The 24,789-nt window shown below is 62.0% G+C and carries 22 protein-coding genes and 4 tRNA genes; 15 read left to right on the top strand and 11 right to left on the bottom strand.

Features of this window, described 5'->3' with window-relative positions; all coding sequences use genetic code 11:
* Positions 1 to 9 precede the first annotated feature (9 nt).
* On the bottom strand, positions 10 to 1,332 hold the full coding sequence (folC, locus tag ACA027_RS08155) for a bifunctional tetrahydrofolate synthase/dihydrofolate synthase (protein ID WP_370681885.1): 1,323 nt from the start codon (positions 1,330 to 1,332) through the stop codon (positions 10 to 12).
* A 48-nt stretch (positions 1,333 to 1,380) separates the two neighbouring features.
* Between folC and ACA027_RS08150 the strand changes: the two genes are divergently transcribed.
* Both ACA027_RS08150 and ACA027_RS08145 read left to right on the top strand, forming a co-directional pair.
* Complete coding sequence (locus tag ACA027_RS08150; protein ID WP_370681884.1) at positions 1,381 to 1,743, top strand: ArsC family reductase; 363 nt, start codon at positions 1,381 to 1,383, stop codon at positions 1,741 to 1,743.
* A 49-nt stretch (positions 1,744 to 1,792) separates the two neighbouring features.
* On the top strand, positions 1,793 to 2,332 hold the full coding sequence (locus ACA027_RS08145; RefSeq protein ID WP_370681883.1) for a hypothetical protein: 540 nt from the start codon (positions 1,793 to 1,795) through the stop codon (positions 2,330 to 2,332).
* A gap of 137 nt (positions 2,333 to 2,469) precedes the next feature.
* Here the strand turns inward: ACA027_RS08145 and potE are convergent, their stop codons facing one another.
* Both potE and ACA027_RS08135 read right to left on the bottom strand, forming a co-directional pair.
* Positions 2,470 to 3,789 carry a putrescine-ornithine antiporter gene (potE, locus tag ACA027_RS08140; protein WP_370681882.1) on the bottom strand — a complete coding sequence of 440 codons (1,320 nt, stop codon included), beginning with the start codon at positions 3,787 to 3,789 and terminating at the stop codon, positions 2,470 to 2,472.
* 11 nt (positions 3,790 to 3,800) lie between these two features.
* Positions 3,801 to 5,960 (bottom strand): ornithine decarboxylase, encoded by a 2,160-nt coding sequence (locus ACA027_RS08135; protein ID WP_370681881.1) that lies wholly within the window; start codon positions 5,958 to 5,960, stop codon positions 3,801 to 3,803.
* Positions 5,961 to 6,464: 504 nt separating this feature from the next.
* Here ACA027_RS08135 and ACA027_RS08130 point away from each other — a divergent pair.
* Both ACA027_RS08130 and argG read left to right on the top strand, forming a co-directional pair.
* On the top strand, positions 6,465 to 6,782 hold the full coding sequence (locus ACA027_RS08130) for a pyrimidine/purine nucleoside phosphorylase (protein ID WP_370681880.1): 318 nt from the start codon (positions 6,465 to 6,467) through the stop codon (positions 6,780 to 6,782).
* Between the two features lie 194 nt (positions 6,783 to 6,976).
* Positions 6,977 to 8,314 carry an argininosuccinate synthase gene (gene argG / locus ACA027_RS08125; protein ID WP_370681879.1) on the top strand — a complete coding sequence of 446 codons (1,338 nt, stop codon included), beginning with the start codon at positions 6,977 to 6,979 and terminating at the stop codon, positions 8,312 to 8,314.
* A gap of 142 nt (positions 8,315 to 8,456) precedes the next feature.
* Here argG and ACA027_RS08120 read toward each other — a convergent pair whose 3' ends face one another.
* Entirely contained in the window at positions 8,457 to 9,344 is an 888-nt protein-coding gene (locus ACA027_RS08120; protein WP_370681878.1) for a LysR substrate-binding domain-containing protein, read from the bottom strand.
* A gap of 116 nt (positions 9,345 to 9,460) precedes the next feature.
* On the opposite strand from ACA027_RS08120, the gene ACA027_RS08115 reads away from it, so the two are divergent.
* The gene (locus tag ACA027_RS08115) at positions 9,461 to 10,399 is read left to right on the top strand and encodes a DMT family transporter (RefSeq protein ID WP_370681877.1); all 939 of its coding nucleotides are present in this window, start codon (positions 9,461 to 9,463) and stop codon (positions 10,397 to 10,399) included.
* A 10-nt stretch (positions 10,400 to 10,409) separates the two neighbouring features.
* On the opposite strand, the gene ACA027_RS08110 is transcribed toward ACA027_RS08115, so the two are convergent.
* Complete coding sequence (locus ACA027_RS08110; RefSeq protein WP_370681876.1) at positions 10,410 to 11,081, bottom strand: 7-cyano-7-deazaguanine/7-aminomethyl-7-deazaguanine transporter; 672 nt, start codon at positions 11,079 to 11,081, stop codon at positions 10,410 to 10,412.
* Between the two features lie 299 nt (positions 11,082 to 11,380).
* On the opposite strand from ACA027_RS08110, the gene ACA027_RS08105 reads away from it, so the two are divergent.
* A complete protein-coding gene (locus ACA027_RS08105) occupies positions 11,381 to 11,869 on the top strand; it encodes a hypothetical protein (protein ID WP_370681875.1) in 489 nt (162 codons plus the stop codon).
* A gap of 368 nt (positions 11,870 to 12,237) precedes the next feature.
* Here ACA027_RS08105 and murB read toward each other — a convergent pair whose 3' ends face one another.
* A complete protein-coding gene (murB, locus tag ACA027_RS08100) occupies positions 12,238 to 13,296 on the bottom strand; it encodes a UDP-N-acetylmuramate dehydrogenase (protein WP_370681874.1) in 1,059 nt (352 codons plus the stop codon).
* A gap of 97 nt (positions 13,297 to 13,393) precedes the next feature.
* On the opposite strand from murB, the gene ACA027_RS08095 reads away from it, so the two are divergent.
* The gene (locus tag ACA027_RS08095) at positions 13,394 to 13,879 is read left to right on the top strand and encodes a YajQ family cyclic di-GMP-binding protein (protein WP_370681873.1); all 486 of its coding nucleotides are present in this window, start codon (positions 13,394 to 13,396) and stop codon (positions 13,877 to 13,879) included.
* A 68-nt stretch (positions 13,880 to 13,947) separates the two neighbouring features.
* On the opposite strand, the gene def is transcribed toward ACA027_RS08095, so the two are convergent.
* On the bottom strand, positions 13,948 to 14,487 hold the full coding sequence (gene def, locus ACA027_RS08090; protein ID WP_370681872.1) for a peptide deformylase: 540 nt from the start codon (positions 14,485 to 14,487) through the stop codon (positions 13,948 to 13,950).
* A gap of 126 nt (positions 14,488 to 14,613) precedes the next feature.
* Here def and ACA027_RS08085 point away from each other — a divergent pair, with 126 nt between their 5' ends.
* From ACA027_RS08085 to ACA027_RS08065, 5 genes are all read left to right on the top strand, one after another.
* Positions 14,614 to 15,027 carry a YbaN family protein gene (locus ACA027_RS08085; protein ID WP_370681871.1) on the top strand — a complete coding sequence of 138 codons (414 nt, stop codon included), beginning with the start codon at positions 14,614 to 14,616 and terminating at the stop codon, positions 15,025 to 15,027.
* Between the two features lie 103 nt (positions 15,028 to 15,130).
* Positions 15,131 to 15,206: transfer RNA gene (locus tag ACA027_RS08080), tRNA-Asn, on the top strand.
* Between the two features lie 46 nt (positions 15,207 to 15,252).
* Positions 15,253 to 15,328, top strand: a tRNA-Asn gene (locus tag ACA027_RS08075).
* A gap of 43 nt (positions 15,329 to 15,371) precedes the next feature.
* Positions 15,372 to 15,447: transfer RNA gene (locus ACA027_RS08070), tRNA-Asn, on the top strand.
* Between the two features lie 43 nt (positions 15,448 to 15,490).
* Positions 15,491 to 15,566: transfer RNA gene (locus ACA027_RS08065), tRNA-Asn, on the top strand.
* 70 nt (positions 15,567 to 15,636) lie between these two features.
* Here the strand turns inward: ACA027_RS08065 and ACA027_RS08060 are convergent.
* From ACA027_RS08060 to ptsP, 4 genes are all read right to left on the bottom strand, one after another.
* Positions 15,637 to 16,656: an SIS domain-containing protein gene (locus ACA027_RS08060; protein WP_370682543.1), complete on the bottom strand. Its 1,020-nt coding sequence runs from the start codon at positions 16,654 to 16,656 to the stop codon at positions 15,637 to 15,639.
* Positions 16,649 to 17,752 carry an N-acetylglucosamine-6-phosphate deacetylase gene (gene nagA, locus ACA027_RS08055; protein WP_370681870.1) on the bottom strand — a complete coding sequence of 368 codons (1,104 nt, stop codon included), beginning with the start codon at positions 17,750 to 17,752 and terminating at the stop codon, positions 16,649 to 16,651. Before nagA ends, ACA027_RS08060 begins: the two co-directional genes overlap by 8 nt.
* 8 nt (positions 17,753 to 17,760) lie before the next feature.
* Complete coding sequence (nagE, locus tag ACA027_RS08050; RefSeq protein ID WP_370681869.1) at positions 17,761 to 19,437, bottom strand: N-acetylglucosamine-specific PTS transporter subunit IIBC; 1,677 nt, start codon at positions 19,435 to 19,437, stop codon at positions 17,761 to 17,763.
* 65 nt (positions 19,438 to 19,502) lie between these two features.
* Positions 19,503 to 22,055, bottom strand: a complete 2,553-nt coding sequence (gene ptsP, locus ACA027_RS08045) for a phosphoenolpyruvate--protein phosphotransferase (protein ID WP_370681868.1) — start codon at positions 22,053 to 22,055, stop codon at positions 19,503 to 19,505.
* 304 nt (positions 22,056 to 22,359) lie between these two features.
* Here ptsP and aat point away from each other — a divergent pair, with 304 nt between their 5' ends.
* The 3 genes from aat (at position 22,360) to ACA027_RS08030 (ending at position 24,767) form a co-directional block, all read left to right on the top strand.
* Complete coding sequence (aat, locus tag ACA027_RS08040; RefSeq protein ID WP_370681867.1) at positions 22,360 to 23,115, top strand: leucyl/phenylalanyl-tRNA--protein transferase; 756 nt, start codon at positions 22,360 to 22,362, stop codon at positions 23,113 to 23,115.
* Positions 23,112 to 23,879: an arginyltransferase gene (locus ACA027_RS08035; protein WP_370681866.1), complete on the top strand. Its 768-nt coding sequence runs from the start codon at positions 23,112 to 23,114 to the stop codon at positions 23,877 to 23,879. Before aat ends, ACA027_RS08035 begins: the two co-directional genes overlap by 4 nt.
* A gap of 81 nt (positions 23,880 to 23,960) precedes the next feature.
* Positions 23,961 to 24,767 carry an IclR family transcriptional regulator gene (locus tag ACA027_RS08030; RefSeq protein ID WP_370681865.1) on the top strand — a complete coding sequence of 269 codons (807 nt, stop codon included), beginning with the start codon at positions 23,961 to 23,963 and terminating at the stop codon, positions 24,765 to 24,767.
* Positions 24,768 to 24,789: the final 22 nt, after the last annotated feature.

The following is a 24,789-nucleotide window of genomic DNA, read 5'->3' as shown; positions in this document are numbered from 1 at the left end:
ATAGGGACGTCAAGCTTGCAAGTGCTTGCCTTCAAGGCGCGGAACGCCATGCTGCAGCACACCACCCACCGTGAAGAACGAGCCAAAGACCACGATTCTATCAGCCGGCTCTGCTGCAGCCACGGCTGCATTCAAAGCCGCTTCGGGGCTGGCATGCAGGCTGGTACTCACCTGCTGACGGCCGCTGGCCACCATTTGCACAGCATTCCACTTCTGCTGCAGGCTGACTGCCGTCTCGGCCCGGGGGGTTGGCAAGTCGGTGAAATACCAGCGATCAATCAGCGGCGCCAGCTTGAGCAGCATGGGTGCCAAATCCTTGTCGGCCATGGCGCCAAAGACGGCATGCGTGGTGGGGAAGTAGCCCATGGCGTCCAGATTGGCCGTCAGCGCCGCCACCGAGTGCGGGTTGTGCGCCACGTCCAGCACCAGCGTGGGCTGGCCGGGAATGATTTGGAAGCGGCCCGGCAGCTCCACCATGGCCAGGCCGGTGCGCACGGCCTGGGCCGTCACCGGCAACAGCTGGCGTATGGCCTCGAATGCGGCCAGCACACCGGCCGCATTCACCAACTGGTTGGCGCCACGCAGCGCCGGGTAGGACAGGCCAGCATAGCGGCGGCCACGGCCGGCCCAGCCCCATTGCTGCTTGTCGCCGTCGTAGTTGAAGTCACGGCCAAAGCGCCACAGATCAGCGCCTATGGCTTCGGCATGGTCAATCACGCTTTGCGGCGGCACCGGATCGCTGACGATCACCGGGCGGCCCGCGCGCATGATGCCGGCCTTTTCGCGGCCAATGGTTTCGCGATCATTGCCCAATAGCGCGGTGTGGTCGATGTCCACGCTGGTGATGATGGCGCAGTCGGTATCCACGATGTTGGTGGCATCCAGGCGGCCGCCCAGGCCCACTTCCAAGATGGCCACATCCAGCTTGGCCAGGCTCAGCATGCGCAAGATCGCCAGCGTGGTGAATTCAAAATAGGTCAGCAGCACCACCTCGCCCTGCAGGCGCGCGGCCTCCACGGCGGCGAAATGCGGCAGAAATTCCTCGGCCTTGGCAATCTCGCCATGCATACGGCAGCGCTCTTCAAAGTGCACCAGATGGGGCGAGGTATAGACCCCGGGCTTGAAACCCGACTGCAGGGCCACGGCTTCCAGCATGGCGCAGGTGGAGCCCTTGCCATTGGTGCCCGCCACGGTGATCACGGGGCAGTCAAAGCGCAGCTGCATGCGGCGCGCGACTTCCTGCACGCGCTCCAGGCCCATGGCAATGGTCTGAGGATGGATCTGCTCGCAATGGGCGAGCCACTCGGAAAGGGTGGTCGGTGTGTGGTGCATACGAGGCGAGATTGTCGCCCACCCTCTGTATCCCTGATGATGGAGGGCATGAGTACCACGCACATTCTTTACGGCATTCCGAATTGCGACACCGTCAAAAAGGCCCGCGCCTGGCTGACCGAGCAAGGCATTGCCTACACATTCCACGATTTCAAGAAACAAGGCGTGCCCGCCAACCACCTGCCGCGCTGGCTGCAGGCCGTGGGCTGGGAAAAGCTGGTGAACCGCCAGGGCACGACCTGGCGCAAGCTGGAGCCCACCGTGCAAGCAGCGGTCCAGGACGACGCCAGCGCCAGCCGATTGATGCTGGACAATGCCAGCGTCATCAAGCGCCCGGTGGTGGAGTGGGCGGATGGCCGCACCACCGTGGGCTTCAAGCCCGAAGATTGGGCCGCTGCGCTGGGCCGCTGAAACCGGCCCGCAGCGTTTACAGTGCGACATATCGCGCAAGGAGCATTCCATGAGAGCAAGCCATTGGTTGATCTGGAGCGCCGTCACGGCGGCCGGCCTGGGCACGGGTCTGGCCCAGGCCCAGGAGCGCGCCCGCGTACTGCAATCCGTGCCGGTGGTGCAGCAGGTGGCCGTGCCGCAGCAGGTCTGCGATGACGCCCCCACCTATGGCGACCGCCCCATGCAGGTCTACCCCGGCAGCCAGCCCATGCGCCGCTGCGTCAACACCACACGCTACGAAAACCGTACTGTGGGCTGGGACGTGAGCTACGAATATGCCGGCCGCCGCCACACCACCCGTATGGACCATGACCCCGGCCGCTGGGTGCTGGTGCAAAAGCAGTCCACCGGCAATTACGACAGCGCGGGTCTGCAGGGCGGCGCCGTCAGCCCCGGCGTGTACGGCTCGACCCCACCCGGCACCACGGTGACCGAGAGCATCAGCTACGACACGCCCATGCCCGATATGCCCATGGTGATCAATGTGGATCCGCGCTACCCCTACCCGTATTACCCGCCGCGCCCACAGCCACGCCCTTCTCCCAACTAAAGAGCACGCGGCACAACATGCCCGGCAGCAGGCAGCCATCGGGTGCCTGAAGGCCTGATGCCCGCACAACGCGGGCATCAGAGGCGGGCAAGTGCGAGGCAGCAAGCCCATGCCAGGCCGCCACCATGCAGAGCCATCTAGTACTCGACCTTTTGGGTCAAATCGTATTTGTGCGAGGTGATGAATCCATACAGCACCCAGCCCAGGAAGGTGACCAAAGCGCCCCAATACACCGCCTGCTGTCCTGCGCTGTAGAGCGCATAAAAGCTGTAGAGCAGCGCAACCGCAGAAATTGCCAAGGTGAGCCGCAGTTCACCAGCTCCCGTCGCAGCGCTTTTGAGCAGCACCGCAATGGCGGCCATGGACAGTATGTAGGGCACCAGATTGGTCACCACCGCCAGGTTGACCAAAATATCAAACTGCTTGACCAAGGTGGGGCTGATGGTCATCAGCGTCAGCAAGGTTTGCGCAACCGTAATAATGATCATCCCCAGCACAGGGGCGTCAGCCGCCGTCACCTTACCGAAGGCCGGGATGAAATAGCCCTCATCGGCAGAGCTTTTGAACACCTGCGCCACGGTGAACTGCCAGCCCAGCAGCGAGCCAAAGCAGGAGATGATCATCAACCCGATCACCGCCTGCCCCACTTCAGGGGTGAACATTTGCGCGAACACCAGGCCAAAAGGCGCGGCGGAGTTTGCCAGCTGCAGATTCGGCACAATGCCTGCGACCACATTGGTGGAGGCGATATAGATGATCGCCGTGCCCAACGTTCCCACCAGCACGGCAATCGGCACATTTCTTTCCGGGTTCTCTACGGCGTCCGTATTGGCACAGGCCGACTCCAATCCCAGAAAAGCCCATAGCGTGACAGAGATAGAGGCCGTCACGGCATTCCAGAACGGAAGCTCATGCGGGTTCCATGCCGATCGGTACAGGCTTGCATCAAACCAGAACCAGCCAAACAGCGACAGACCCACCACCGGCAAAATAATGCCCCAGACCGTGATACCGCTGATTCTCCCCGTGATGCGAGCCCCCCCGAAGTTGGGAATGGTCGCCATCCACAGGGTGGCGATGGTGGCCAAAGCAATATGCAAAGGTGAGAGCTGCCAGCCGAACAAAGAGGTGAGATAGCCCACCGTCGTGGTGGCAATGGCAACATTGGCAATCACCAGCGACACGCCATAGGTGTAGTTGGTGAGAAAGTTGCCGGCCTTGCCAAAGGAGTATTCCGCGTACCCGCCCATACCCCCGCCTTTTCGGCTGTAACGCCCGCATTTCGCAAAGGCATAAGCCAGCGCCAAAGAGCCCAAGGCCGTGACCAGCCAGGAAAAGATGGAGATGGTCCCCACCTGCGCCAGCTTGGTGGGCAACAAGATAATGCCCGAGCCCATCATGTTCACAATGGTCAATGTGGTGAGCTGAACCACACCCATTTTCTTGGAGTTGCTCATGGGTGGACTCCTTAGCGCTTCACCACATAGCCATATGCGCGGCGCGAACCATCGGCCTCGGTTTGGAGGTAGACGCCCTGGATTTCCGGCTCAAAGCCTGGCAGCTTGTTGATGCCATCTTCCAGAGCCAGAAAGTATTGCAGCGCGGCACCGCCCCAGACTTCACCAGGCACCACGCACAGCACACCGGGGGGATAGGGCAGCGCACCTTCGGTGGCAATCCGGCCTGCAATCTCCGTCAGCGGCACGAGTTCCACGTTGTTGCGCACCAGCTCCGCATTGGCTTCATAAGGAGTCAGGGTCTGGCTCGGCAGCCCGGCCTTGCGGAACATGGACTTCTGCAAGGCCTGCATGTTGTGGCTCTTGTAGAAATCATGCATGCGCTGGCATACCTGCCGGATGGTGTAGCCCCGGTAGAGCTCGGGGTGCTTGTGAAAGACCGTGGGCAAAACTTCTTCCATCGGGCTGTCGAGTTCCAGATGGCGTTCAAAACGGCACAGATACGAAACCAGGTGCTGCATCTTGGAAAGCCGCTCGGAAGGCGTGAGCAAGAACAGAATGGAGTTCAGATCGGCTTTTTCAGGAACGATGCCGTTGTCACGCAGATAGTGCGCCAACACGGACGCCGGGACGCCGAAGCTGGCGTATCCACCGCTTTGACTGTCAATGCCGGGTGTGGTCAGCAGCAGCTTGCAGGGATCCACAAAATACTGGTTGCTGGCATAGCCTTCAAACGCGTGCCAGCGCTCATTGGGATGGAACTTGAAGAACCTCAAGTCATCAATGATCATCTCCGTCTCATATTCACCCCAGGGACGGCCATCCACCATGGTGGGAATAAAGGGCTGAATGTGCTTGCAGTTGCGCAAAATGAGCTTGCGAGCCTCTACCCCTACACGCACACAGTCGCGCCACAGCTGACGGCCCGCAGCGCCCGCATGCATCTGGGCATTGACATCCAGCGCCGCAAAAATGGGATAGAACGGACTGGTGGAGGCATGCATCATGTAGGCGTTGTTCAGGCGCTTGTGCGTGACATAGCGCTGCTGGCCTTTGATGTGCCGGTCCTTTTTGTGAATTTGTGACGACTGCGAGAAACCCGCTTGCTGCTTGTGCACCGACTGGGTAACAAAAATACCGGGGTCGTTTTCACCCAGCTCCAGCAAAAGCGGCGAGCTGGCCTGCATCATGGGAATAAACTGCTCATACCCCACCCAGGCGGAGTCAAACAAAATATAGTCACAGAGGTGGCCTATGCGATCCACCACCTGGCGTGCGTTGTAAATGGTGCCGTCGTAAGTGCCCAGCTGGATCACGGCCAGGCGAATCGGGCGTGGCGCATCGGCTTTTTCCGGAGAGACCGCGCGAATGGCCTCACGGATATAGGCCTCATCAAAGCAATGGGCATCGATGCCGCCAATGAATCCAAAAGGATTGCGCGCCGTCTCCAGATAAACCGGCAATGCACCGGACAAGACCAAGGCCCCCAGGTGAATGGACTTGTGGTTGTTGCGGTCAAAAAGAACCAGATCATCCTTGGCCAGCAAGGCGCTGGTGACGACCTTGTTGGAAGTCGATGTGCCATTGAGCACGAAATAGGTTTTATCTGCGTTGTAGATGCGCGCCGCATTCATTTGCGCATCCAGCGCCGCGCCTTCGTGGATCAGCAGATCACCCAGTTTGACATCGGCATTGCACAGGTCGGAGCGGAAAAGCGTTTCACCAAAGAAATGGAAAAACTGTCGACCCAAAGGGTGCTTGGTAAAGAACTGCCCTCCCTGGTGGCCAGGGCAGTCAAAGGCCGAATTGCCATGCTTGACATATTCGTTGAGCGCCCGAAAGAAGGGGGGATACAGCGCATCCACATATTTGTCTGCGGTTGCCGTGATCTTGCGGCCATAGTGATGGCGGTTGCCACGGTCAATCTGAATGACACCGCTCAAGCGAGAAAAAAAGCCCTCGGGCACATCCTCGTTGTCCTTGAGCGCCAGAAAGAAAGGCACTTCAAACCCGGTTCTGTTGATTCGGTCCAGCAAGTCATGCGCATCTTCGCGTGAGCCAACCACCGCAGCCACATTGGTGAAGTCGGTCAATGCTGCATCCACTTTTTCATAATCCGTAATAAAGCTTTCGGCAACCGAGTGACTCACGGCAATTTTGAGCTTCTGCATGGACTCTCCTGGTATGAGACAAGTATTAGCCGTCGGTGACAAATGTAAAAACTTGTCAACTCCGTTCGTAGGCTAGCAATACCCTCCCCCTCTCGATGTAGGAGAACCGCCTGCACCAGGAGCAGCAGCATCCCACCCATTCCGCCATCTGTTCTGGCTTGAAACCATGGCCTCCCCAAATCGCCCACGTGAATATCCGCGGCACGGCGAACTGCACACCCATATGGAGGCGAATGCCAATTCGGGTGCACGCAAACAACCGGCACCACCCACTGACCATGCGAATAGGGAAATGTGGTCGTTTGCGCGCTATCAGTCCCGGCAGAAAGCGACGGACAGGACCGAAGAAACAGACGCCCTGGTCGCGCGTGCACCCGCATCTGGAAATTGCATGCAACAGTGACAGTGCACTGCGCCAGCACCCCTGGCGAAGCCAACCCCCTTGGGCTGGCCTAGAATGGCCGGTTTCGATCACCACCGCGCAGCTCTCGAGCGCTTTTACCCATGAGCACCGACCACATCCCCGGCGTCACCCTGACCACCAAGGCCAATGTCTACTTTGACGGCAAGTGCGTGAGCCACAGCTTCACCCTGGCCGATGGCACCAAGAAGTCCGTGGGTGTGGTGTTGCCGGCCACGCTGACCTTTGGCACGGCCGCTGCCGAGATCATGGAATGCGTGGGCGGCGCTTGCGAGTACAAGCTCGACGGCGAAAGCGAGTGGAAAAAGTCGGTGGCCGGCGAATCTTTCCAGATTCCCGCCAACTCCAAATTCGAGATCCGCGTGGCAGAGACTTACCACTACATCTGCCACTACGCCTGAGTGCCACAGGGCCTTCACAACACTTGATGCGTCGTTGCAGACCCTCGCCGTAGCGCTGCTACTGCCTTCGGATCTGCGCCTCGCCTCCAGCACCGTGAAAGGCCCTTGGAACGCAGTCGCAACCGCATCAAATTTCGCCACTAGCGCATGACCATCAAGCGCTGGCAGCTATCGTTTTTATAGAGATCAACACCATGGAAACCATCCTGCAAAACGTTCCCGTCGGCCAGAAGGTCGGCATCGCCTTCTCCGGCGGCCTGGACACCTCCGCCGCCCTGCGCTGGATGAAGAACAAGGGCGCCCTGCCCTATGCCTACACTGCCAACCTTGGCCAGCCCGATGAGTCGGACTACGACGAGATCCCGCGCAAGGCCATGGAATACGGCGCTGAAAAAGCCCGTTTGATCGACTGCCGCACCCAGCTGGCCAACGAAGGCATTGCCGCCATCCAGGCCGGCGCCTTCCACATCTCCACCGGCGGCATCACCTACTTCAACACCACCCCCCTGGGCCGCGCCGTGACCGGCACCATGCTGGTGGCCGCCATGAAGGAAGACGACGTCAACATCTGGGGCGACGGCTCGACCTTCAAGGGCAATGACATCGAGCGCTTCTACCGCTACGGCCTGCTGACCAACCCCCAGCTGAAGATCTACAAGCCCTGGCTGGACAATGTCTTCATCGACGAGTTGGGCGGCCGCGCTGAAATGTCGGCCTTCATGACCAAGGAAGGCTTTGGCTACAAGATGTCGGCCGAGAAGGCCTACTCCACCGACTCCAATATGCTGGGCGCCACCCACGAAGCCAAGGACCTGGAGTTCCTGAACAGCGGCATCCGCATCGTCAACCCCATCATGGGCGTGGCGTTCTGGAAGCCCGAGGTCGAAGTCAAGGCCGAAGAAGTGTCGGTGACGTTTGAAGAAGGCCGCCCCGTGGCCTTGAACGGCAAGCGCATCGAAGACCCGGTGGAATTCTTCCTGGAAGCCAACCGCATCGGCGGCCGCCACGGCCTGGGCATGAGCGACCAGATCGAAAACCGCATCATCGAAGCCAAGAGCCGCGGCATCTACGAAGCCCCCGGCATGGCCCTGCTGCACATCGCCTACGAGCGCCTGGTGACCGGCATCCACAACGAAGACACCATCGAGCAATACCGCGTCAACGGCCTGAAGCTGGGCCGCCTGCTGTACCAAGGCCGCTGGTTCGACCCGCAAGCCATCATGCTGCGCGAAGCCGCACAGCGCTGGGTGGCCCGTGCCATCACCGGCACCGTGACCCTGGAGCTGCGCCGTGGCAATGACTACTCCATCCTGAACACCGAGTCCGCCAACCTGACCTACGCCCCCGAGCGCCTGTCCATGGAAAAAGTGGAAGACGCACCCTTCAGCCCCACCGACCGCATCGGTCAGCTGACCATGCGCAACCTGGACCTGATCGACACCCGCGAGAAGCTGGCTATCTACTCCAAGGCCGGCCTGCTGAGCGTGAGCAGCGCCAGCGCCCTGCCCCAGCTGGGCGGCGACAAGCAATAAGCTCTCCCCATTGCACACTTAAAAAGCCGCCAGCGCTTAACCATCAAGCACTAGCAGCTATCAAAACGAAACCGCCTCCCCGCAAGGGGCAGGCGGTTTTTTCATGGCAGGCCATGCAAACCCAGCATATCCACCACGCACATCACGCCCATGCCAGCGCAGGCTGCTCATTGGCCTGGTGCATATGCGCACGCACCAGCTGCAGCACCTGGCTGGCACCCCAGCTCACCGGCCTGGGCCCTGTGGCCAGCACAATGCGGCTGGCAGGCGTATCGGGCAAGCTGTCCCGCGGGCCCAGCACCCGCAAACCGCTCGCGCCTTGCAGCATGCGCTGAGACAGCAGCGATACGCCCATACCCGCCTGCACCGCTGCCAGCACACCGGTCAGACTGGGGCTGGTATAGGCCATGCGCCAGGCCCGGTTCTGGGCATCCAGCTGCGCCAGCGCATAGCTTCGCAGCAGGCAGCCATGGGGGTAGAGCACCAAATCCAGCACCTGTCTTTGCGATGGCTCCATGGAAGGTGCAGCCACCCAGTACAAGGGCTCGTCCCAGCTTTCCAGCGCCTGCAGGCCATCCACGCCCAGGGTCCGCATCAGCGCCACATCCAGCAGCCCTGCCTCCAGATCGGCCCGCACCTGCTGGGAGCGCGCGCAGCACAGCTCCAGGCGCAGATGGCGGTGGGCGCGGGCCAAAGGCGCCAGAAGCTGCGGCAGGGCTTCGACGGACAAGTCATCCGTCACGCCGATGCGCACCAGATCGGGCAAGTCTTCGGCAAACAGATTGCGCGCCTCGTCGTGCAGCGACAGGATGCGGCGCGCATAGCCCAGCATGCGCTCGCCATCGGGCGTGAGCTGCACGGCACGTGCGCTGCGTTTCAGCAGCTGCCGCCCGGCCTGCTCCTCCAGTTTCTTGATGTGCTGGCTGATGGTGGATTGGGTACGGTGCACCCGCTCGCCCGCGCGGGAAAAGCCGCCGCTGTCAGCCACGCTGGCAAAGGTGCGCAGCAACGCAATATCGAAATCGGCCATGGTGCATGCCCTGACTTGATGGATCGGGAAATCAAATTCTAAGCATCCGATCTTTTCATTTCCCAATCCATCAAGCCATCCCTACAGTGGGCCCACCCTTTGCACGCACCCACACCATGCCCACCCACGCCAGCTTCAACCGCCAGGCATTCACCCTGGCCCTGCCATTTACCGTAATCTGGGCCAGCGCCTTTCCCGCCACCCAGTTCGCTTTGCGCGACTGCCCGCCGCTGGCGTTTTTGTGCCTGCGCTTTCTGCTGGCGGGACTGGTCTTGACCGCCCTGGCCTATGCCCAGGGCGAGCGCTTCCGGCTGGGGCCGCGCGACTGGCTGGCTCTGGCCTTGCTGGCCGCCAGCAACCAGGCTTTCTACCTCGGCGTGAGCTGGCTGGGCATGCGGCAGCTGTCTTCGGGCCTGGCCACCATCATCATCAGCGCCAGCCCGATTCTGGTGGCGCTGCTGGCCATTCCCCTGCTGGGTGAGCGCATGACGCTGCGCAAGCTGGTCGGGTTGTTGCTGGGCTTTGGCGGGGTGGTGTTTGTGGTCTCCAGCCGCATAGGCCACGGCGGCAGCGACAGCCTGCGCGGCGCCCTGCTGGTGGGCTGCGCGCTGCTGATTCTTTCGTGCGGCACCGTGCTGTTCAAACGCATCACCGTGCCTGCCAGCCTGCTCGGCGGCCTGGGGCTGCAAACGCTGCTGGCCAGCGCCATCATGCTGCCCTGGAGCCTGGCCACCGAGTCCTGGTCTGCGGTGCAGTTCAGCGCCAACACCCTGGGCGCGCTGCTGTGGTGCGTGGCCGTGGTGTCTATGGGCGGCTATCTGCTGTGGTTTGCGCTGCTGCGCAGTGCCGATGCGGGCACGGTCAGTGCCTGGCTGTTTCTGACGCCGCCGCTGGGCCTGCTCATGGGCTGGCTGTTACTGGACGAGCAATTGGTCTGGCGTGACCTGATCGGCGTGCTGCCCGTCATCATCGGCATCTTGCTGGTGACGCGGGCCTCCGCCTCACCAACAAAAGCCGTGCGGGAGGCACGGCCCCAAGGGCCCGCATCACCCTGATGTTGCTGCGCTATCGTGCAGTCACCGCAGGCCCTGCTCCCTGGCCCATGGCACGCACAATGGCGGCCAGCATCACGCCATAGGCCGGCACGAACAGCAGCAGGCTGACCAAGAGCTTGATCACATAGTCCACGGCGGCAATTTCCACCCAGTGGGCGGCCATAAAGGGATCGGCGCTGCGCCAGAAAGCAATCGCAAAAAACGCCACGGTGTCCAGCGCCTGGCCGAACACCGAGGCCGCAACCGGCGCCAGCCACCAGTTGCGGCTTTGCTGGCGTATGCGGTCAAACACCTGGATGTCCAACAACTGGCCCAGCACATAGGCCGCGAAGCTGGCCAGGGCGATGCGAAACACAAAGCCGTTGAAGTCACCCAGGGCTTCCCAGCCATTGAAGTGGCCTTCATGGAAGAGCACGCTCACCACATAAGAGGCCAGCAACGCAGGCAGCATGGCCCGCGTGATCACGCGGCGTGCCGGGACCTTGCCGATCAGGCGCACCGTCAAATCCGTGGCCAGAAAAATAAAGGGAAAGCTGAAGGCGCCCCAGGTGCTGTGAAAGCCCAGCAGATTGATGGGCAGCTGCACCAGGTAGTTGCTGGCGATGACGATGGCGATGTGAAACGCCACCAGAACGGAGAGGTAAAACGGCACGCGCGACGGCGTGCGCTGAAGAGAGCACATGGCTTTCCTTTTTGATGAATGGGGGCGAGGGAACCCATGGGTGGCGAAATTGCCGGACCGCGATTGTAGGCAGTTCCTCAATCCCATGACCTGTCGCCAGGTACGGAGCGCCAGCCAGCACCGACCCGGCAGCGTTTTTTGAGGGCGCGGCCTTTGCAGACTCCGTCTTGTTTTGCAACAAATATCACGCTCAAACCCTGGAAAACCGTACACAGCGCGCTACCAAAACCAAGAGTTACGCCATCTACTTACACTACGGATACAGTGACACCCAACGTTTTTTGCGCAAAGGAGCGCTGATGATCCGTTCTACCCGCCGCTGGAGCCGTCAGGCACTGGCTACCACCTTGCTGGCCGCTGCTGTCGCAGCTCCCGCTTTTGCCGCCGAAGACAACGCCGCCACTGCACCCGCAGCGCCCGCCGATGCCCAGGCGCAGCAACAGCAGGCTCCCCAGCCCAACCCCGCTGCCGAGAAGGCCTTGAACCAGCGCTTCCAAAGTGTTTTTGCCGCCTTCGAAGGCAAGGCCGCATTGCCGGAAGCCAAGCACTTCACCGAAGACTTCAACAAGCAAGTCAGCGCCGAGCAAATGAAGGAAGTGCTGCAGCAGGTGCACCAAAGCGTGGGCGCCTGCAAGATTGCCGCCCAGATGCGCAGCCCCGTGTCCTTTGCCAGCGGCTTCCTGCTGCAGTGCGAAAAGGCCTTTGTACCCATGGACATTGCCGTGGAAGACAAGGCGCCCTACCGCATCCACAGCCTGCTGATTCGCCCCGGCTACTGGAAGAAGTAAGCACAGCGCGGCCTGCCTCCGCAGCCCGCTCCCAACAAAAAGCCGCCAGTCATTGCCTGGCGGCTTTTTTTGCGTGACACCACGCCTGAGAACGGAGCTGAGAACGTGTTCACAATCTCCTCGCGGCGCGCCAGTGTCTTTGCGGGATGGGGTGCGAGGCGCAATACCGCAGCAATAGCTTGTGCTATTGCGAGGATTTGCAACGACGCAAGCCGCCCGCAAAGCCACTGGCCCTTCGGGTTGGAGCGAAATCGGGCGATTTCCTCGCGCTGGCCCTTGCTTGCACCCCGGTGCAAGCTGCACCCCATCACTTCGAACTCATCCCGATTGCGCTCCAACGCGCCTGCGTAGAGATCGTGAACACGTTCTTAGACCACTACCGGCTCCGGCTCCAGGCGGATACCAAAGCGCTCGTAGACACTGGTCTGTATGGCGCGCGCCAGCGTCATCACCTCGCCACCGGTGACGCTGACGCCACCCGAGCCACGGTTGACCAACACCAGGGCCTGCTTGTCATAGACACCGGCGTGGCCCATGGTTTTGCCCTTCCAACCGCAAGCGTCAATCAGCCAGCCCGCCGCCAGCTTGATGGAGCCATCGGGCATGGGGTAGTGCACCACCTTGGGCTCGCGCGCGATGATGTCGCGGCATTGGTCTTCGGTCACCGTGGGGTTTTTGAAAAAGCTGCCGGCATTGCCGATCACGGACGGATCGGGCAGCTTGGCACGGCGTATGGCGCACACCCAGTCGAAAATCTGCTGTGCCGTGGGCGCCGCCACCCCCTCTTCCTGCTGGCGACGTTGCAGGTCCAGATAGCCCAGCTCGGGCTTCCAGGACTTGGGCAAGGCCAGGCGCACGGCGCAAATCACGGCGCAGCCCGCCAGGCCCATGCCGCGCCCATCGTTGCCGGGAGCATGCTTGAAGATAGAGTCGCGGTAGCCGAACGCGCATTGCGCAGCATTCAGCGTGAATGCCTCGCCCGTGCGCAGATCTACGGCATCCAGGGAATGGAAGCGGTCCTGCAGCTCCACGCCATAGGCGCCGATGTTCTGCACCGGCGCCGCTCCCACTGTGCCCGGCACCAGGGCCAGGTTCTCCAGCCCACCATAACCCTGGGCCACACTCCAGGCCACCAGGTCATGCCAGCGCTCACCGGCGCCGGCTTCAACAATCCAGTGCCGCTCGGTCTCTTCCACCAGGCGCAGGCCGGTGATTTCCATTTTCAGCACCACGGCGTCAATCACATCGCCGGTGAGCACCATATTGCTGCCCCCTCCCAGCACCAGGGTGCGCCGGCCACGGTAGACCGGGCTGGCGGCAAACGTCTGCACATCGGCTGCACTGCGCGCGCGCACCAGCGTATCGGCGCTGGCCACGATGCCAAAGGTATTGCAGTCCTGCAGGGGGGCGTTTTTCTCGACTAACATCCCTTCAATTGTCGCACCGCCGCACGCAGAGGATTGCGCAGCCGGCGGATGGCCCCATCTCCTCCATTTCCACCCCATACAAGGAAAGAGTCACACCATGCCTTCTTTTGACACCGTGCTGGAAGCCGACTTCGTCGAAGTCAAAAACGCTGTAGAAAACGCCTCCAAGGAAATTGGCACCCGCTTCGACTTCAAAGGCACATCGGCCGCTGTGGAGTTGAAAGACAAAGAAATCACCATGTTCGGTGACGCCGAGTTCCAGCTGCAGCAAGTGGAAGACCTGCTGCGCAACAAGCTCACCAAGCGCAATGTGGATGTGCGCTTCCTCGATGTGGGCAAGGCACAGAAGATTGGCGGCGACAAGGTCAAGCAGGTCATTACCGTGAAGAACGGCATCGAGTCCGAGCTGGCCAAAAAGCTGCAGAAACTGCTGAAAGACAGCAAGCTGAAGGTGCAGGCCGCCATCCAGGGCGAAAGCGTGCGCGTGACCGGCGCCAAGCGCGACGATCTGCAAGCCGCCATGGCCTTGATCCGCAAGGACCTGGCCGACCACCCACTGTCCTTCAACAACTTCCGCGACTAAGAGTCGTGTTCACGATCTAAACGCTAAATAGCGCACGGCTGGTGCTGCCCATGGCGCACCAGCAGCCTTCAATCGTCCTCGGCCGCGCTGATGTCTGGGAACAGCACCTCGGTGTAGCCGAATCGGCTGAAGTCCCGCACACGCATGGGGTAGAGCTTGCCCCACAGGTGGTCGCACTCATGCTGCACCACCCGGGCGTGAAAGCCTTCCACCGTGCGGTCTATGGGCCGGCCTTGCGGGTCAAAGCCGGTGTAGCGAATATGCTGCCACCTCGGCACCCAGCCACGCAGCCCGGGCACGGACAGGCAGCCCTCCCAATCGCTTTCTTCTTCCTGCGACAGCGGCGTGATCGTGGGGTTGACCAACACCGTGGGCGGCACCAGGGGACGATCCGGATAGCGCGGGTTGCGCTGCTCCGAGCCGAAGATCACCACCTGCTGGCTGACACCGATTTGCGGCGCGGCAATACCGGCACCATTGGCTGCGCGCATGGTGTCGCGCAAGTCGGCAATCAGGGCATGCAATGCCGGAGTGTCGAACTGCAGCACTGGCTTCGCCTGCAGCAGCAGCAGTGGATCACCCATTTTCAAGATAGGGCATATAGCCATAGGAATTCACTTTCTCGCAAGAACGCACCTGGCCGCCACCGGCAAGCCTGCTTCTTACAAGGAAAAGCATAGCGTGCCAAGCACACGAGCAGGCACAATGCGGCTGTTTCCCCTCCCCAGCTCCGCGTGCCTGACACTCCCCCTCCTCTTCTGCCCCCCGCGCACCGGCCCGCAGCCAACTGGCTGACGCGCTTGCTGTTGCGCCTGCTGGCCATCACCAGTTTGGGGCTGGGCATTGCAGGCATCTTCATTCCAGGCCTGCCCACCACCGTCTTCATTTTGATTGCAGGCTGGGCCGCCGCACGCAGTTCGCCGCGCCTGCATGCCTGGCTGTGGCAGCACAAGTTGTTCGGCCCCATGCTGCTGAACTGGAGCCAAGGTGGCCAGGTCAGCCGCAAGGCCAAGTACAGTGCAGCCGCCATGATGGTCCTCAGTGCAGCCGTGCTGTGGCTGGCACCCACGCCCACCTGGGTAAGGCTTTTGGCCACAGGCTGCATGGCCGTGGTGATGGCTTGGCTGTGGATCCGCCCCGAGCCTTAGAGCGTATTGGCGATCTCTGCGCATGCAAAGCGCAAGGCCTCACGATTTTTCGGTGCGTTTTGCCGTGGGTCGTTTTTTTCTGTGTATATAATCGACGTCTTGTTCCCTGATAGCTCAGTCGGTAGAGCGACGGACTGTTAATCCGCAGGTCCCTGGTTCGAGCCCAGGTCGGGGAGCCACCTTTTTTACTGGCCGTGCAATCGTACGCGGCCAACACCGAAATGTTCCCTGATAGCTCAGTCGGTAGAGCGACGGACTGTTAATCCGCAGGTCCCTGGTTCGAGCCCAGGTCGGGGAGCCAAAATTTCCAGGCTGCACAATCGCATGCAGCCAACACCGATTATTCCCTGATAGCTCAGTCGGTAGAGCGACGGACTGTTAATCCGCAGGTCCCTGGTTCGAGCCCAGGTCGGGGAGCCAAAATTTGCAGGCTGCGCAATCGCACGCAGCCAATACCGATTATTCCCTGATAGCTCAGTCGGTAGAGCGACGGACTGTTAATCCGCAGGTCCCTGGTTCGAGCCCAGGTCGGGGAGCCACATCAAAAGGCCTGCACCATGTGCAGGCCTTTTTTCTTTGTGCCGCACTTCCCTTCAGCGTTGCATGCATTCAACGCGTCTGCGTGACCTTGTGCAAATGCCGGGGTGCGTCAGGCTCTCGCCCGCGCGCGCGTGCCAGTTGCTCGGCTGCAGGATAAAAGCTTTGGATGACCGAGATCGGATCCAACAACACATGGCCGGTCTCGGCAATCGGCAGCGCCACCTCTGGCGTGCCCTTGGGCGCGGCCAGCAGCACTTTGGCGCCACGTGCGCGCATTTCCGAGGCAAGGGCCAGCAAGCCCAGCTGTTCCGGCCCACGGGGCGCCAACACCAGCAGCGGGTAGTCCTTTTCTATGATCTCCATGGGGCCGTGGCGCACCTCAGCGCCGGAGAAAGCCTCGGCCTGAATCCCCGAGGTCTCCTTGAGCTTGAGAGCTGCCTCCTGCGCAACACCCAGCCCGGCTCCACGCCCCACAACCATCATGCGCTCGGCATCGCCCAACTCGCGCGTCAGGGCAGACCAGTCCTGCTCCAAAGCCACAAGCAGGGCGGCCGGCAAGCTGCTCAGCGCACCCAACAGCTCCGCGCGCCCATGGCGGCCGTACTCCAGATGGGCAACCAACAGCGCCGACATGGACAGCATGGCGATATAGCTCTTGGTTGCGGCCACACTGTGCTCTGCCCCAGCGGCCAGCGGCAGGCTGTAATCGCAGGCCAGGGCCAGCGGTGAGCCCGGCACATTGACCAGAGCCAGCGTGGCGGCACCCGCGCGACGCAAGGCCTGCATGGTTTCCACCAAATCCGGGCTGCGCCCCGACTGGGAAAAGGCCACAGCCAACTGCCCCTCCACCTGCATCAGGCTGTCGTGCAGCGTCACCGTAGACATGGGCAGCGATGCCACGGGCAAGCCCAGCCGGTTCATCACCAGGCTCGCAAAATAGGCTGCCGCATGGTCAGAGCTGCCACGCGCCACCGTCAGCACCACGGACAGGCTTTGGCCCGACAGTTCCCGCACAAACGCATCGACCAACCCAAGCTGTTCCAGCTGGGCGGCCACCACGCCCGGGGCGCTGCACGCTTCTTCAAGCATTTTCGACACAGAACTCCCCTTCCACAAAGACCGCTTTCACCTCGAGATCGCGATTCAACACCGTGATGTCGGCCCAGGCGCCAATGGCCAGCAGGCCCCGGTCGGCCAGACCCAGGTACTGGGCCGGGTACAGCGAGACACGCCGCGAGGCATCCTCCAGCGCAAGGCCTATGTCCACCAAATTGCGCAGCGCCTGGTCCATGGTCAGCGCGCTGCCCGCCAGCGTGCCGTCAGCCAGGCGCACACTGCCCCGGGTCTTGAACACGGTCTGCTCACCAAGGTGGTAGCTGCCGTCGGGCATGCCGGCAGCAGCCGTGGCATCGGTCACTGCGTACAGACGCGGAATTGCACGCAGCGCCGCACGTATGGCCCCCGGATGCACATGCAGCAGATCGGGGATCAGCTCGGCAAACTCCGCATGGGCCAACGCTGCAGCCACCATGCCGGGAGCCCTGTGTTCCAGTGCCGTCATGGCATTGAACAAATGCGTGAAGCCGCTGGCGCCCTGCTGCAGCGCGGCGATGGCATCCTCATAGCTGCCCAAGGTATGGCCCAGCTGCACCCGTACACCGTGCCGCGCCAGCAAGGCGACGATGTCCAGATGTCCCGGCAGCTCGGGCGCCAGAGTGACGATGCGAATCGGAGCGGCTGCCAGATATTCCTCGACCTCATCGCGCGTCGCCACGGCCGAGCTATTGGCTTGCGCGCCCAGCTTGCCAGGGTTGATGTAAGGCCCCTCCAGGTGGACGCCCAGCATGCGCGCTGCCCCTGGCGGCCGCTCACGCCCGGCCTTCTCCAGCTGCTGCAGGGCAGGCAGCAAAACCGCATGCGGCGAGGTCATGGTGCTGCCTAGAAGACTGGTCGTGCCAAAGCGCACATGGGTGCGCAAGATGATCGGCACGGTCTGCTCTCCATCCATGAAATCGGCGCCGCCCCCTCCGTGGTTGAGCAGGTCGACAAAGCCGGGCAGCACATAGGGTTCGGGGTTGGACTCGGGTGAGGTCGCAACCCCTTCTATGTGCGTGATGCGCCCATCCTCTCCAACGTGAACCCGCCCCAGAACCCAGCCCCGGGGTGTCAGGATATTGCCTTGCATGCTGTGGATCACCGCTTGCCGGCCAGCGCATGCTCGAAAGCCGAGACATACGCTTTGGCGGGATGGCCGAGCACGATGTGCGCGGTATTGCCTGCAACCCACATCAGGCCGCTGGCCTCCATTGGCTTGCGCTCGCGCACCACGACACGCAAGCGACTGTTGGCCACCTCCTCGAAGCTCACGATGTTTGCGGCACCGCCAAGCATCTCGATCCAGCGTTCAGCCTCGCGGGCCACGTCGTCCGAAGCGGGTGACTGGCTCTGCGTGGCCTTGGACTCGCCGGCCATGAGCGCACGAATCTCGTCGGCGACCTGCTCGGCCTCGGGCCCGATCACGACCTGCACGGCATGGGGCGTGAGCTTGAGCACGCCCACCGCTCCGAGCGCTTTGAGCTCGGCTTCTGCAACGCGATCGGCACTGACCACATTCAGGCGCAAACGCGTGGTGCAAGCATCCACCTCCTGCAGATTCGCGGCGCCCCCCAGAGCCTGGAGATAGTTCTCTGCCCGGCTCGACATGGATGTGCTCCTGGCGGCGGCTGCCTCCCCCTCGGCGGCCGTCGCAGGCGTCTGCGGCTCGCGACCCAGGGTCGGAAGCTTGAAGCGGCGAATGCAAAAACGGAACACTGCGTAATAGACCACGGCGTACACGGCTCCCAGCGGCAGCGCCATCCAGCCATTGCTGGACAGTCCATAACCCAGCACATAGTCGATGGCACCGGCCGAAAAGGTAAAGCCCAGGTGGATGCCCAGCAACTCGCAAATGGCCAGGGACAAACCCGTGAGCACGGCATGCATGCCGTAGAGCAAGGGAGCCAGAAACATGAAGCTGAATTCGACGGGTTCGGTCACACCGGTCAAAAACGAAGTCAAGGCCATGGAGAAAAGCAAACCACCAACCGCAGCGCGCCGCTCGCGCGGGGCTTCGTGGTACATGGCCAGGCAGGCGGCCGGCAGGCCAAACATCATCACGGGGAAAAAGCCGGCCATAAAGGTGCCCGCAGTCTTGTCACCCGCAAAGTAGCGGTGCAGGTCACCTGTGACCACCACCGCCGTATTCGGGTCGGTATAGGAGCCGAACACAAACCAGGCCAGGGTATTGATCACATGGTGCAGGCCCGTCATCAGCAGCAGCCGGTTGAGCGCGCCAAACACAAAGGCACCTATGGGGCCAGCCGTGGTCAGCCAGGTCCCCGCAGCATTGATGGCCGTCTGCACGGGAGCCCAGACATAGGCCAGCACAATGCCCAATACCAGGCAGACCAGACCCGTCACAATCGGCACAAAGCGCTTGCCGCCAAAAAAACCCAGATACGAGGGCAGCGTGATGTTTCGGTAGCGGTTGTAGAGCAGGCCCGCAGTCCCCCCTGTCAAGATGCCAGCCAGCACGCCCATATCGAGCGATTTGTCTATGGTCTTGAGCACCGAGGTCAGCACCAGATAACCAATGGTGCCGGCCAGAGCGGCCGTGCCGTTGTTCTCCTTGGCAAAGCCGACTGCCACGCCTATGGAAAACAGCAGCGCCAGATTGGCAAACACCGCATCACCAGCCTGGGCCATGAGGGGGATATCGAACACATCAGGCTGACCGAGCCGCAGCAGCAAGCCTGCAACCGGCAACACCGCAATCGGCAGCATCAAGGTCGCGCCTAGGCGCTGTATCTTGGCAAGCAGATTTAGCTTCATCACTGTCTCCTTTGCGAATGGGCGCTGGCGCCCGTGGCAGATGACATCGAATCGCTCTTTCGTTTTTATAGTGGCCAGCGCTGCCGGCTGTGCGCCCGCACCGCTTGGGCCGAGGGCAGTTGCAGCAAGGCCTGCACCTGCCCTCGGCATTCGTCCAGCGAGAGACTGCGCAGCCTTGCCTTGACGCTTGGCACGAGGCCTGCGTCCACCGACAGCTCCGAAACCCCCAGCCCAACGAGTACCGGCACCGCCAACAGATCTCCTGCCAGCGCGCCGCACACACCCACCCAGCGGCCATATCGGGCCGCCCCCTCTACCGTGGCCTCTATCAGGCGCAGCACCCCTGGATGCAGGCCGTCCAGCCTGCCGGCCAACTGCGGCTGGCCGCGATCCATGGCCAGCGCGTACTGGGTCAGGTCATTGGTCCCTATGGAAAGAAAGTCGGCATATTGGGCGAGCTGGTCCGCCAGCAAGGCCGCGGATGGCACTTCCACCATCACGCCCAGCTCCACAGGCTGACTGTGGCCCATGCTTTCGGCCAGCGCCTGGATATGCTCACGCAAGACAATGAGCTCGTTCACCTCGGTCACCATCGGCAACAAAATCCGCAGCGGCCCCTTGGTACGCAGTGCAAGCAGCCCACGCAGCTGATCTTCGAGCAGCGAAGGCTTCCACCAGGCCAGACGAATGCCGCGCAGGCCCAGGGCCGGGTTGGCTTCGAAGGGCAAGTCCAGATAGCCCACTTGCTTGTCGGCTCCAATGTCCAGCGTGCGGATGATGACGCTGCGCCCTCCCAGCGCATCAACGATGGCCTGGCATGTGCGGGTATGGTCGGCCACCGAGGGCGGCAGGCTGTCGCTGATGAACAGCATTTCCGTGCGCAGCAGGCCTATGGCGTCAGCCCCATGCGCTACAGCCTGGTGGGCATCGTCCAGATTGCCGATATTGGCCGCGACCTCGATCCTCACACCATCGCGCATGATGGCAGGATCGTGCGAAGCCTTGAGCTCGGTCTCTCGGCGCACATTGCGCTGCCGCACACGCTCTCTGGCACCGGCAAGCTCGACCGCAGACGGTGCCGGATCCACGCGGCCATGGTCGGCATCGACAATGATCAGCGTGCCTTGGGCCACATCTCTGAGCCCGCGGCCCACAGCCACCAAACATGGCAGGCCCAGCTGGCGCGCAATGATGGCGGCATGCGAGGTGGGGCCCCCCCCCACCATGAGCAAGGCCACAACATGTGAGACATCCAAGCCCACGAGATCCGAGGGTGTAAATTCTTCGGCCGCCAGCACTGCGCTGACCTCGCCCTCGGGCAGAACCAGGGCCCCTCCAACGGCCTGCCCAGTTGCCTCCCCCAGGTTGCGCAGCACCCGCTTTTCCAGATCCCGCATATCGCCGGCGCGTTCCGCAAGCCTGCGCTCATCCAGCGCCGACAGGCTCGCAGCCTGGGCGCGCATGGTCACACGCCATGCAAAGCTTGCGCTCTTGCCCTCGGCCATCAGCCTATCGGCCTGCGCCAGCAACGCGGGGTCCTGAAGCAAGGCTTGGTGCACGGCAAAAATCCCTGCCTCACCCGCAGCACCATGGCGCTCTGCCTTTTCTATGGCCGCAGCCAGTTGCGTATGGGCCTGCTCTATGGCTTGGCCCAGTGCATGGCGCTCATGCTCCACGCCCTGCCCAGTCTCGACAAGCTGCTCCTCGACTTCATTCCACCAAAACAATGTCCCCACGGCGATGCCGGGTGCGGCCACCACAGGCCCCCGGCTTACCGTCTCCCTGTGCGCCTGGCCTGGTTCAGCAGTTTCAGGCAAGGCATCGGCTTCGCCCGTTCCTTCACGCTGCAGCTCCGCAATCACCGCACTGGCCGCAGCTGCAGCATCCGCACCGCTGGCCACCAGCTCCAAAGAAGCCGATTCACCGGCCCCAAGATGGAGCAACTCCACCAAGCTGCCCAGACGGGCCTGACGCCCCTGGTAGAGCAAGACCACCTCCGCACCAAACGCTTTTGCCGCAGCCCTGGCCCTGGCAGCAGGGCGTGCATGCAAGCCCCCCGGGCAAGCCAGCACAAATGAGCGCCTGAGGGTGATGGCGTCGTCCCCGGCATGGAGCGGCCCGGACGCCAAATCAGGTTCTGCCGCTTTGGGGCTTATGTGCAGCAACCCACCCTGCCCGGCTTTCACCGCACCGGGCGTGGCGACCTCTGTCACGATGAAGTCCTCAGCATTGCCAATTACCAGCACGGTCATGAGGCTGGGCACGGCTGCCGCGATGCTGTCGACATCGAAACGGATCAGTACATCGCCGGCGCGCACCGCGTCGTTTTCCGCCACACAGGGGGCAAACCCCTGGCCGCGCAACTTGACCGTATCAATGCCTATGTGCAGCAGGATTTGTGCGCCGTTGGCTGCTGTCAGCGTGAGCGCATGACCTGCACTGGCCAGTTGGGTGACCCGGCCGTTGCAAGGTGCAAGCAGCTCACCCGATGTGGGGTCTATAGCCAAGCCCGGCCCCAGCATACCGGTTGAAAAAACAAGATCAGGCACCTCGGACAGCGGAACCAACAGGCCGCTTAACGGAGCCCGCAAAATCAGCTCATGATTGAAGTCGGGCATGTCTCCTCCTGCAATACGCCTAGGTCTGGGCGAGCATTATCAATGCCGCCACAAATGAGATAAGTAGTTACTTACACTCATTGCACCTTATGCAGGAACTTCTGGGGACCGCCAAAACTCGACGCAGAAGTGCTTCAACCCCTTGATTTCATTGCGTCATTCTTGATCGGGGTTGCAAGGTCCGCCTCTTTGCAAAGACGGCTACCAAGCAAGATGGGGTGCCGCAATAACCCTCTCCTTGTATGCCCCAGCCAAGCGCAGACTGCGGCACACTTCCAGCCATGGCTTTATTACCTTGCGCAGCATGACCCATCAACTGCCCTGGCTCTCCGAGACCGACCACTTCCCCCCTGTCGATATGGCCTGGGGGGCACAAGACCCCTTGCCCGGCTTGCTGGCCGCAGGCGGGCGTCTTGATGCAGAGCATTTGCAGGCGGCCTATGCCCAAGGCATTTTTCCGTGGTTCAGCGCCGACCAACCCATTCTGTGGTGGTCCCCCGATCCACGGATGGTGCTCAGGGTTGCGCAATTCCGCCTGCACCCCTCGCTGCGCAAAACACTCAAACGTTTTCGCAACACGCCCGGCTGCGAGGTGCGCATCGACACGGCATTCGAGCAGGTGATGCGCCACTGCGCCCAGACCCCGCGCAACGGCCAGGATGGCACCTGGATTGTGGACAGCATTGTGGCCGCCTATACGGAGCTGCACCACCAAGGCCTGGCACACAGTGTGGAGACCTGGGTGAATGGCCAACTGGTGGGAGGCTTGTACTGCGTCGCACTGGGCCACGCCGTGTTTGGTGAGTCCATGTTTGCCCATGCGACCGACGCCTCCAAGATTGCGCTGGCCACCCTGGTGGGACTGTGCCGCCACCAGGGTGCCAGCCAGATCGACTGCCAGCAGGCCACCAGCCACCTGGCATCGCTGGGCGCCCGCGAAATCCCTCGTCGCCAGTTCCTGGAGGAAGTAGCCCGACAGCGGGCACGGCCTGCAATGGATTGGCGGTTTCATTCCGTATACTGGGATGCACTCTTGCCGGCCTCCATGGATACCGCATGACGCACCCGAACGATCTGCCGCTGCAAACACTGCAGTTCTATGCCACCGCCCCCTACCTGTGCAGCTATATCGAGGGGAAAGAAGCCCGCTCGCAAGTCGCCACACCCAGTCATCTGATCCAGACCGGCATTTATTCCGAGCTGGTGGCCCAGGGTTTTCGACGCAGTGGCATGTTCACCTACCGCCCCTACTGCCGTGGTTGCAAGGCCTGCGTGCCGCTGCGCGTCCTGGCCCGCGACTTTCGCCCCAATCGCAGCCAAAAGCGCGCTTGGCAACAGCACCAACAGCTACAGGCCAGCACCCAGCGCCTGGCCTATTCGGCCGAGCACTACGCCCTCTACCAGCGCTACCAGCATGCGCGTCACAGCGGCGGCGGTATGGACCAGGACAGCGTGGACCAGTACACCCAGTTTCTGCTGCAAAGCAGAGTCAATTCGCGGCTGGTGGAATTTCGCGAGCCCGACGATGGAGAGCATCCTGGCGCACTGCGCATGGTGTCCATCCTGGATGCACTGGACGATGGGCTTTCGGCCGTCTACACCTTCTATGAACCCGAGCCTTCGGCCAGCTATGGCACCTACAACGTGCTCTGGCAGCTGGAGCAGGCCCGAGCCATGGGGCTGCCCTATGTCTACCTGGGCTACTGGATCGCACAAAGCCCCAAGATGCGTTACAAAGCGCAGTTTCTGCCGCATGAAGTGCTGGACGAACAACAGTGGCGGCGCGTAGACAGGTCGCTCCAGCAACGCGCACATGCCGATTGAGTTCGGCATGGCCTTCTCCTTTTTGCTGCAGTGCCGCAAACGCAGCATAGAATCCGCCCAACGCGAGCATCACCTGAGCCCATGACCAAAAACGATCACGATTCCCTTGCCAAGCCCAGCGTCCAGGTGCTGGAGCGCATGTTCATCCTGATCGATGTCCTGGCCTCCCGCGAGGAAGCTGTTTCGCTGAAAGAGATCAGCGAAAAGACCGGGCTGCACCCCTCCACCACCCACCGCATCCTCAACGACCTGACCCTGGGCCGCTTTGTGGACCGCCCGGAATCCGGCAGCTACCGCCTGGGCATGCGCTTTCTGGAGCTGGGCAACCTGGTCAAGGGTCGACTCAGCGTGCGCGAAGCCGCCCTGGGCCCTATGCGTGCCCTGCACAAGCAAATCCACCAGCCAGTGAATCTGAGCGTACGCCAGGGCGACGAAATTGTGTATGTGGAACGTGCCTACAGCGAGCGCTCAGGCATGCAGGTGGTGCGTGCCATCGGCGGCCACGCACCGCTGCACCTCACCTCCAATGGCAAGCTGTTCCTGGCGGCTGACGACCCCCAGCGTGTGCGCGCCTATGCCATGCGCACCGGCCTGGCCGGGAACACGCACAACAGCATCACCCAGCTGCATGCACTGGAGCAGGAGCTTGCCAAAGCCCGCCAAAACGGCATCGCCCGTGACAACGAAGAGCTGGAGCTGGGCGTGCGCTGCATGGCAGCCGGTATCTACGACGACCAGGCCAAGTTGGTGGCAGGCCTGTCCATCTCGGCCCCCGCTGACCGCCTCGACGAAGGCTGGCTGTCCAAGCTGCAGGAAGCAGCCCAGGAAATCTCGCTAGCCCTGGGCTACCCAGGTGATCGCCGCCGTCAGAGCGCATCCGCCATCTGAGCCGCAACGCCTGGCAAGCCAG

Origin of the sequence: Comamonas sp. GB3 AK4-5, assembly GCF_041320665.1 — a bacterium.
GTDB lineage: Bacteria > Pseudomonadota > Gammaproteobacteria > Burkholderiales > Burkholderiaceae_C > Comamonas.
This window is presented reverse-complemented; position numbering and strand designations above follow the sequence as displayed.